Consider the following 8324-nt stretch of genomic DNA (forward strand, 5'->3'; position numbering starts at 1 on the left):
CCGCCGCCCCCGCCGGCCCCCAGCTACCCCGACAACCTGGACGGCTGGATCCGCGAGGCGCTCGACATCATGGCCGCGCGCGGCATTCCGGGCAGCTACGACGGCATTTTCCGCAACATCATGCGCGAGTCCACGGGTAACCCCCAGGCCATCAACCTCTACGACTCCAACGCCGCGGCGGGCATCCCGTCCAAGGGCCTGCTGCAGGTGATCGACCCGACCTTCCAGGCGTACCACGTGGAGGGCACCCCCTACGACGTCTGGGATCCGGTCGCCAACATCGTCGCCGCGTGCAATTACGCCGCGCACCGCTACGGCTCGATGGACAACGTCAACTCGGCCTACTGACCCGGAGGCCGTTCGTTATCGAGACGTCAGCAAAATGTTTGCAAACTGCTGATTCGGATGATCACAGCGGGGTACGTCCCTCCTTGTAATGTTCTGGCAAACTGCCCGGACAGGCGAGATAGCGAAGGGATCGGTCGTGTACACCTCCAATCTGGCTATCGATTTTCAGCAGGGTATGTCGAACGCGTGGAGTGCGATCGCGACGTTCGTACCCAAATTCGTCGGATTCCTGGCGATCATGCTCGTCGGCTGGATCATCGCGAAGGTGGTCGCCAAGGTCGCCGATCGGGTGTTGCGCCGGGTCGGGTTCGACCGCCTGGTCGAACGCGGTGGCATCAAGGACATGCTGGCCAACAGCAAATATGACGCCACCGATCTGCTGTCGAAGCTGGTCTACTACGCGATCCTGCTGATCGCGCTGCAGATCGGCTTCGGCGTCTTCGGCCCCAATCCGGTCAGCACGATGCTCAACGGCATCGTGGCGTGGCTGCCGCGGGCGGCGGTCGCGATCGTCATCGTGTGCGTCGCGGGCGCGATCGCCCGCGTGGTCACCGACCTGATCGGCAATATGCTCAGCGGGCTGTCCTACGGCCGCATGCTGGGGCGGCTGGCCGCGGTGTTCATCTGGGGCGTCGGCATCATCGCCGCGCTCAACCAGATCGGTGTCGCCACCTCGGTGACCACGCCGATCCTGATCACCGTGCTGGCCACCATCGGCGGCATCCTGGTCGTCGGCATCGGCGGCGGCCTGATCCGGCCCATGCAGCAGCGCTGGGAGGGCTGGCTGGACACCGTCGAGGGCGAGATGCCGCAGCTGCGCGGCCATGCCGAGGCGTATCAGCGCGGGCGCGAGGATGCCGATCGGCAGCAGTGGGCGGGCACTCCGCAGCCCGGCGATCAGTGGACACCGCAGACCAGCGGTGCGAGCTATCGTCCGGAGGCCGGTTCCGAGCGCGGCTACGGCGGGTCGAGCTATGGCGGCTCGAGCTACGGCGGATCCGGTTACGGCGAGGCGCCGGGATACGGCAACCCGCAACAGCCGCACTGAGTTCGGCGACAACACGATCCCGGGCGGTCACGGAGCACTCCGTGGCCGCCCGGCTGCGTTCCTCGGGTGTCAGGTCTTCGCGCCCGCGAGGACGCAGACCGCGGCCAGCCGCAGCGGCAGCCACTCGGCAGCGGCCCAGCCGAGCAGGTCGCGCGGCGCCGGCACGGCACCGCGGCCGGAGTGTTCCAGCAGGCCGCGGGCGTATCCGGCGAGCAGCACGCCGGACGGCACGGTCGCCGAATTCTCCACACCGAGGTCGAGAATGTCGCGGACGGCCGCGGCATGCTGATCCAATGCCGCCGACAGCGCGGGCACCTCGCGCGCCGCGGCGAGCGCCGGGGCTCCGTGCGTGGAGTGCAGGCGTTTCAAGGTCTTGCGCGCCGACACTTCGAGCAACGCGGAGCCGAGCAAAAACACCCGCTCATGCTAGCAATCATGCAGCATTTGAAACACTGTGATGTAGCACTCGGCGCATCGGGGGCCCGGTTATCGTTCAGCATTCGATATGTGGTGAAAACCGCTGTCAGCGAAAGGCTTTGGCTCCGGTGAGTGCCTCGCCGAGCACCAGCTGATGCACCTCCGCGGTGCCCTCGTAGGTGAGCACCGACTCGAGATTGTTGGCATGGCGCAGCACCGGATAGTCGAGGGTGATTCCGTTGGCGCCGAGAATGGTGCGGCATTCGCGCGCGATGGCCAGCGCCTCCCGGGTGCTGTTGAGCTTGCCCGCGCTGACCTGTTCCGGCGCCAGCCCGCCGCGGTCCTTCAACCGGCCCAGGTGCACCGCCAGCAGCTCACCCTTGCCGAGTTCCACGGCCATATCCGCCAGTTTGGCCTGGGTCAGCTGGTAGGCGGCCAGCGGTTTGTCGAACACCTCGCGGGTGCGCGCGTAGTCGATGGTGGCGCTCAGGCAGTCGCGCGCCGCGCCCAGGGCGCCGAAGACGATGCCGAAGCGGGCCTCGGACAGGCATCCCAGCGGGGCGGCCAGCCCGCGCGCCTGTGGCAGCACGGCGTCCTCCGGCAGCCGGACCCCGTCCAGATCGAGTTCCGCGGTGATCGACGCGCGCAGCGACAGCTTGTGGTGCATTTCCCGGGCCGTGAAGCCCGGGGTGTCCGTGGGGACCAGGAAGCCGCGGATGCCGTCCTCCGCGCGCGCCCAGACCACCGCCACATCGGCCACCGAGCCGTTGGTGATCCACATCTTCGACCCGTCCAGCACCCAGTCCGCGCCGTCGCGCCGGGCGCGGGTGCGCATGCCGCCCGGATTGGAGCCGAAATCGGGTTCGGTCAGCCCGAAGCAGCCGATCACCCGCCCGGCGGCCATCTCGGGCAGCCAATGCCCTCGCTGCTCCGGCGAGCCGTACTTGTGGATCGCGGTCATCGCCAGCGAGCCCTGCACCGACACCATGCTGCGGATCCCCGAGTCGACCGCCTCCAGCTCGAGGCACGCCAGGCCGTACTCGGTCGCCGTGGTGCCCGCGCAGCCGTAGCCCTCGAGATGCATGCCCAGCAGGCCGAGCTTGCCCAGTTCGGGGGCCAGTTCGCGGGCGGGGAAGGTGCCGCGCTCGAACCAGTCGGCCACGTGGGGGCGCAGCCGCTGCTCGCCGAAACGCCGCACGGTCTCGCGGATCTCGCGTTCGGTGTCGCTGAGCAGGGAATCGATCGCGAACAACTCGTCTACGGTGACCATGGAATCACAGTATCGGCCCGCGGGGTTCCCGCGTCGGGGGCAGGAATGCCGCCCTTCTAGGCTTGCCCCATGACCGACGATCAGCTGGGGTTCTCCACACGGGCCGTGCACGCCGGATTCGATCCCGATCCGCAGACCGGCGCGGTGAACGTGCCGATCTACGCGAGTTCGACCTTCGCCCAGGACGGGGTGGGCGGGCTGCGCGGCGGCTACGAGTACGCCCGCACCGGCAATCCGACCCGCACCGCGCTGGAGGCCAACCTGGCCGCGCTGGAGTCGGGCCGGTACGGGCGGGCCTTCTCCTCCGGGATGGCGGCCACCGACTGTGCGCTGCGCGCGGCGCTGCGGCCCGGCGACCACCTGGTCATCCCGAACGACGCCTACGGCGGCACCTTCCGGCTCATCGACAAGGTGTTCACGCAGTGGGGCATCGAATACTCGGTGGCGCCGGTGTCGGACCCCGACGCGGTGCGCGATGCCCTGCGCCCCAACACGAAACTGGTCTGGCTGGAGACGCCCACCAACCCGCTGCTGAATATCGGCGATATCGCCGCGCTGGCCGATATCGCGCACGGCGGTAACGCGAAGCTGGTGGTGGACAACACCTTTGCCTCGCCGTACCTGCAGCAGCCGCTGCTGCTGGGCGCCGACATCGTGCTGCACTCGACCACCAAATATCTCGGCGGCCACTCCGATGTGGTCGGCGGTGCGCTGATCACCGACGACGCCGAGCTGGACGCGGCCTGGGGCTTCCTGCAGAACGGCGCCGGGGCGGTGCCCGGCCCCACCGACGCCTTCCTCACCCTGCGCGGCGTGAAAACCCTTGCGGTGCGGATGGATAGGCATTGCGACAATGCCGAGACCATCGCCGGATTCCTCGCCGACCATCCGGCGGTGGAGACGGTGATCTACCCGGGTCTCCCCGAGCATCCCGGGCACGCGGTGGCGCAGAAGCAGATGCAGCGGTTCGGCGGCATGATCTCGGTGCGGCTGCGCGGCGGGCGCCGGGCGGCGCACGACTTCTGCGCGAAGACCCGGATCTTCACCCTCGCCGAATCGCTGGGCGGGGTCGAATCACTGATCGAGCACCCGGGCGCGATGACGCACGCCTCCACCGAGGGCTCCGAACTCGAGGTTCCCGCCGATCTGGTGCGGCTCTCGGTCGGCATAGAGGACATCGCCGACCTGCTGGCCGATATCGAACAGGCGCTGGGCTGACCGCCTCGCCGTGAACACGACGGCCGCACCGAACGGGTTTCGGTGCGGCCGTTGCACGTTCGTCGCTGTGGCCCGGGGCGGCGGTGCTGCCTCCACCGCCGCGGGCCGAGCGCGTTCGTCAGCTGTGGTAGGGCTCCGCGCTGACCAGCGTCACCTTCATGGTGTTGCCGTTGGGCAGCGTGTACTCACGCGTCTCGCCGACCTTGGCGTTGATGAGGGCGCCGCCCAGCGGCGAATTCGGCGAGTACGTCTCGAGATCGGTACCGCCCAGGCCCTCCTCGCGGGTCGCGATCAGGAACGTCTCGGTATCGGTCTCGTCGCCGTCGTAATAGACCTTGACGACCGATCCCGGCAGCGCGACCCCGGACTTGGTCGGTGCCACGCCCACCTTGGCGTTGTTCAGCAGCTCCTGCAGCTGGCGGATGCGTGCCTCCTGCTGGCCCTGCTCCTCGCGCGCCGCATGGTAGCCGCCGTTCTCCTTCAGGTCGCCTTCTTCGCGGCGTTCGTTGATCTCGGCCGCGATGACCGGACGGTTGGCAATGAGCGCGTCGAGTTCGCCCTTGAGCCTTTCATGCGACTCCGGTGTGAGCCAGGTCACGTTCGTCTCAGTCATCTCGATCACTCCCTAGTAGTTGTTCCCGGCGAGCCGGGATTCCCTGATATCCGCTGCTCCACGCGCCCGGAGACGCGCACAGCAGCAGTGGACGGCTAGAGCGATCCCTGGGGGATGTACTAGAACCCCGACAGGCCCTGCTCCGCGCGCACCTCGAGTGCCCGGAACCGACAGCGCTGGCCGCCAATGCAGCAAACACGGCTCCGAGCCTCGGAACCGTGTGTTGAGCCATTTTAGCACGATCTACAAATTCGCAGGTCGGAGCGATGATTGCGAGGCGTTTCGCCCGGATCGGGATTTCTGAGGATGCCGCCTAGGGGTCAACCGGCCCGTAAATAGGCGGGGATTTTGTCGCTGCACCCGTAAATATCGCCCGCGGCGGGACGGCCGGTCGTGCGGACGGTCGCGGTCAGTTCGACGGTTCCGCTGGTCGAGGCGGGGATCAGGACCTCGCGGCGGCCCACCTCGGCCTGATCGGAGTCCATGGCGCGCACGAAGCAGACGATCGGCCGGTCGGGATGTTCGCGGGTGACCTTGAAGTGGATGTCGAGGGTGGAGTCGTTCACCACCGAATAGCCGAGCTGTTCGGGTTCGATCTCCTCGGGCCCGAACTTCAGGTAGGCCGCGACGGCCACGGCCACGCCGATCAGGACCGCCGCCGCCCCGAGCGCGTAGGGCAGCCAGGGGCGATGACGGCGGGGCCGGGTCCCGTAGCGGTCGGCGACGCGGTCGAGTTCCGGCGCTCCCTGGCTCATCGGCGGTCGCTCCTGTGGTCGATCGGTGGGGGTAGGTCGGAACAAATGACGGTCGAATGGAACTATATGGGGTGGAGATCGGCGCGAGTGCTGGGCGGGTCGTGTTCGTGCGGCCACCTCCGTGGCCACGGAGAGCCCGCTCGCGCCATGGAGACTTCGACACCCGCCGGTACAGAGCGATGAGGTGAAGACGGTGAGCAACGAGGTGAACGAGACGTGAGTGGCCTTCGCCTCATGGCGGTGCATGCCCACCCCGACGACGAGTCCAGCAAGGGCGCCGCGACCACCGCGAAGTACGCGGCGGAGGGCAACGACGTCCTGGTCGTCACCCTGACCGGCGGCGAGCGCGGGTCGATCCTCAATCCGGCGATGGACGTGCCCGGCATCCTCGACCGCATCAACGAGGTGCGCCGCGAGGAGATGGCCGAGGCCGCCAAGGCCCTGGGGGTGCAGCAGCACTGGCTGGGCTTCGTGGATTCCGGCCTGCCCGAGGGCGATCCGCTGCCGCCGCTGCCGGAGGGCTGCTTCGCGCTGGTGCCGCTGGAGGAGGCCACCGAGGCCCTGGTGCGGGTGGTGCGCGAATTCAAGCCGCACGTGATGACCACCTACGACGAGAACGGTGGCTATCCGCACCCGGACCACATCATGTGCCACAAGGTGTCGGTGGCCGCGTTCGAGGCGGCCGGTGATCCGGAGCGGTTCCCCGATGCCGGTGAGCCGTGGACGCCCCTGAAGCTGTACTACGACCACGGCTTCAGCATCCAGCGGATGGAGGTGTTCGCCGACGAGTACGAGCGGATCGGCGAGCCGTTCCCGATGCAGGAGTGGCTGGACCGGTTCCGGTCGATGGCGGCCGAGCGCGGCGACATCATGGCCCGGGTGACCACGCAGATCGAATGCGGCAAGTACTTTCCGCAGCGTGACGACGCCCTGCGCGCGCACGCCACCCAGATCGACCCGAACGGGGCGTTCTTCGCCATTCCGATGGAGATGCAGCAGCGCCTGTGGCCGACCGAGGAATTCGAGCTGGCCCGGACCCGGGTGCGCACCGAGATCCCGGAGACGGACCTGTTCGCGGGTATCCGGGAGGCCGAGGACGCGCGCACCGCGCTCGGGGACACCGCGCGATGATTCTCACCCTGCTCGCGCAGCCCACCACCAACCCGACGGGACCCGAATTCGGTAAGGCATCCCCGCTGGGCCTGGTCATCATCCTCGTGCTGCTGGCGGGCACGGTGCTGCTGGTGCGGTCGATGAACAAGCACATCAAGCGCCTGCCCGCCGAATTCTCGCCGGAGCATCCGGAGCCGGATCAGGAGGCCGACGACGGCACCGAGCACGGCGCCGTCCAGTCCGAACCCGCCGCATCGGAGGCGCGGCCGGAGCCCTCTCCGAAGCGAGACGCCCCGGGCGCCACGTAAGGGTGGTGCCGATTCCGCCGTCGTGCCTCGACTTCGGCGGGTGACGCGGTCGTCCGCTGCTCGACCTCGCGATTGTCTGTCGCAGGCGGAGTTCCGCCGGTCACCACCGAGGCATACGACGGCTACGGCATCGGGAGCGCGCCGCCGATCGCCGTCGAACGGCGGGCCGCGTGGGTGCTCAGAACGGTGGATCGTGATGCCTGCGGCGGCACAGGTCGCAGTCGCAGTCGAAATAGCCGATACCGGCGCTGCCGTGGGCGCCGCGGCGCTCGGCGTCTTCGAGGTCGGCGAACCACGGGCGGCGCGCGGACCTGGTCTCCAGCGAGGTCGAGTTCTTCATGTTTGCGAAGTACCCCGTAGACGGACACCGCTGCATTGCGGTTTCGGCACAGCTGAGTCCGAACCCGCTCACGCCGTCCCGGGCTCACCCGCCTCGGCGGCCGCTTCGAGGTCGGCGATGCTGCCCGACATGATCGTCCGCACATGCGCGGTGATGCGTTCGGCCGACCAGTCCCACCAGGCCACGGCCAGCAGCCGGGCGATCTCGGAGTCGCTGTAGCGGGTCCGGATGAGACGCGCCGGATTGCCCCCGACGATGCCGTAGTCGGGCACGTCCCCGGTGACCACGGAGCCGGTGCTGATGATCGCGCCGTGACCGATCCGCACGCCGGGCATCACCGTCGCGCCGTTACCGAACCAGACGTCGTTGCCGACGACGGTGTCCCCGCGGCTCGGCAGGCCGGTGAGCAGGTCGAAGTGATCCGACCACGAGCCGCCCAGGGTGGGGAACGGGAAGGTGGAGGGGCCGTCCATGCGGTGGTTGGCGCCGTTCATGATGAACCGGACCCCGGTGCCCAGGGCGCAGAACTTGCCGATGATCAGCTTCTCCGGGCCGTAGTGGTACAGGACGTTGCGGGTCTCGAACGCGGTCGGATCGTCCGGGTCGTCGTAGTAGGAATACTCCCCGACCTCGATCAGGGGCGAGGTGACCAGCGGCTTCAGCTGCACCACGCGCGGCTGGCCCGGCATGGGGTGGAGCACGGTCGGGTCCGCGGGGACCTGCGCGGGCGCGTCGGGCACGGAAACTCCTTCGGTGAGTGAGCGATCGGGCACGCCACCACGTCGAGCACGTACCGAACTGCCTCGGCAGAATAGCGGGGCCCGCCCGGAGCGCCGGCGGGGGCGGGGGGGGGGGGGCGGGGGATGGGGTGGGGGGGGGCGGGGGGAGGGGCGG

Annotated in this window: 11 protein-coding genes; 5 read left to right on the top strand and 6 right to left on the bottom strand. The window is 68.7% G+C overall.

Annotation, left to right across the window (positions count from 1 at the left end; all coding sequences use genetic code 11):
* The coding region (locus QH290_RS33615; RefSeq protein WP_280387326.1) for a transglycosylase SLT domain-containing protein at positions 1 to 348 on the top strand (348 nt) is incomplete at its 5' end.
* A gap of 136 nt (positions 349 to 484) precedes the next feature.
* Positions 485 to 1396, top strand: coding sequence for a mechanosensitive ion channel family protein (locus tag QH290_RS33620; protein WP_280268243.1), 912 nt, complete (start codon positions 485 to 487; stop codon positions 1394 to 1396).
* Positions 1397 to 1465: 69 nt separating this feature from the next.
* Here QH290_RS33620 and QH290_RS33625 read toward each other — a convergent pair whose 3' ends face one another.
* On the bottom strand, positions 1466 to 1813 hold the full coding sequence (locus QH290_RS33625; protein ID WP_280387328.1) for a DUF6401 family natural product biosynthesis protein: 348 nt from the start codon (positions 1811 to 1813) through the stop codon (positions 1466 to 1468).
* A gap of 106 nt (positions 1814 to 1919) precedes the next feature.
* Positions 1920 to 3083: an acyl-CoA dehydrogenase family protein gene (locus QH290_RS33630; protein WP_280387332.1), complete on the bottom strand. Its 1164-nt coding sequence runs from the start codon at positions 3081 to 3083 to the stop codon at positions 1920 to 1922.
* A 69-nt stretch (positions 3084 to 3152) separates the two neighbouring features.
* On the opposite strand from QH290_RS33630, the gene QH290_RS33635 reads away from it, so the two are divergent.
* Entirely contained in the window at positions 3153 to 4301 is a 1149-nt protein-coding gene (locus QH290_RS33635; protein WP_280268246.1) for a cystathionine gamma-synthase, read from the top strand.
* A gap of 118 nt (positions 4302 to 4419) precedes the next feature.
* Here QH290_RS33635 and greA read toward each other — a convergent pair whose 3' ends face one another.
* Together greA and QH290_RS33645 are read right to left on the bottom strand one after the other, a co-directional pair.
* Complete coding sequence (greA, locus tag QH290_RS33640; protein WP_280268247.1) at positions 4420 to 4914, bottom strand: transcription elongation factor GreA; 495 nt, start codon at positions 4912 to 4914, stop codon at positions 4420 to 4422.
* Positions 4915 to 5234: 320 nt separating this feature from the next.
* Positions 5235 to 5669: a DUF4307 domain-containing protein gene (locus QH290_RS33645; RefSeq protein WP_280387334.1), complete on the bottom strand. Its 435-nt coding sequence runs from the start codon at positions 5667 to 5669 to the stop codon at positions 5235 to 5237.
* Positions 5670 to 5885: 216 nt separating this feature from the next.
* Between QH290_RS33645 and mca the strand changes: the two genes are divergently transcribed.
* Positions 5886 to 6800, top strand: a complete 915-nt coding sequence (gene mca, locus QH290_RS33650) for a mycothiol conjugate amidase Mca (protein WP_280268249.1) — start codon at positions 5886 to 5888, stop codon at positions 6798 to 6800.
* Positions 6797 to 7090, top strand: coding sequence for a hypothetical protein (locus tag QH290_RS33655; RefSeq protein WP_280268250.1), 294 nt, complete (start codon positions 6797 to 6799; stop codon positions 7088 to 7090). The genes mca and QH290_RS33655 overlap by 4 nt, the downstream gene beginning before the upstream one ends.
* 178 nt (positions 7091 to 7268) lie before the next feature.
* Here QH290_RS33655 and QH290_RS33660 read toward each other — a convergent pair whose 3' ends face one another.
* Positions 7269 to 7430 carry a hypothetical protein gene (locus tag QH290_RS33660; protein ID WP_280268251.1) on the bottom strand — a complete coding sequence of 54 codons (162 nt, stop codon included), beginning with the start codon at positions 7428 to 7430 and terminating at the stop codon, positions 7269 to 7271.
* A gap of 68 nt (positions 7431 to 7498) precedes the next feature.
* Complete coding sequence (locus tag QH290_RS33665; RefSeq protein ID WP_280268252.1) at positions 7499 to 8119, bottom strand: CatB-related O-acetyltransferase; 621 nt, start codon at positions 8117 to 8119, stop codon at positions 7499 to 7501.
* Positions 8120 to 8324 lie beyond the last annotated feature (205 nt).

The organism is Nocardia wallacei (assembly GCF_029869545.1).
GTDB lineage: Bacteria > Actinomycetota > Actinomycetes > Mycobacteriales > Mycobacteriaceae > Nocardia > Nocardia wallacei_A.

Coding starts and splice junctions, on each gene's coding strand:
- QH290_RS33665 (WP_280268252.1), bottom strand. CDS start 8,119: ATGCCGGGCCAGCCGCGCGTGGTGCAGCTGAAGCCGCTGGTCACCTCG.
- QH290_RS33660 (WP_280268251.1), bottom strand. CDS start 7,430: ATGAAGAACTCGACCTCGCTGGAGACCAGGTCCGCGCGCCGCCCGTGG.
- QH290_RS33630 (WP_280387332.1), bottom strand. CDS start 3,083: ATGGTCACCGTAGACGAGTTGTTCGCGATCGATTCCCTGCTCAGCGAC.
- QH290_RS33655 (WP_280268250.1), top strand. CDS start 6,797: ATGATTCTCACCCTGCTCGCGCAGCCCACCACCAACCCGACGGGACCC.
- greA (WP_280268247.1), bottom strand. CDS start 4,914: ATGACTGAGACGAACGTGACCTGGCTCACACCGGAGTCGCATGAAAGG.
- QH290_RS33645 (WP_280387334.1), bottom strand. CDS start 5,669: ATGAGCCAGGGAGCGCCGGAACTCGACCGCGTCGCCGACCGCTACGGG.
- QH290_RS33635 (WP_280268246.1), top strand. CDS start 3,153: ATGACCGACGATCAGCTGGGGTTCTCCACACGGGCCGTGCACGCCGGA.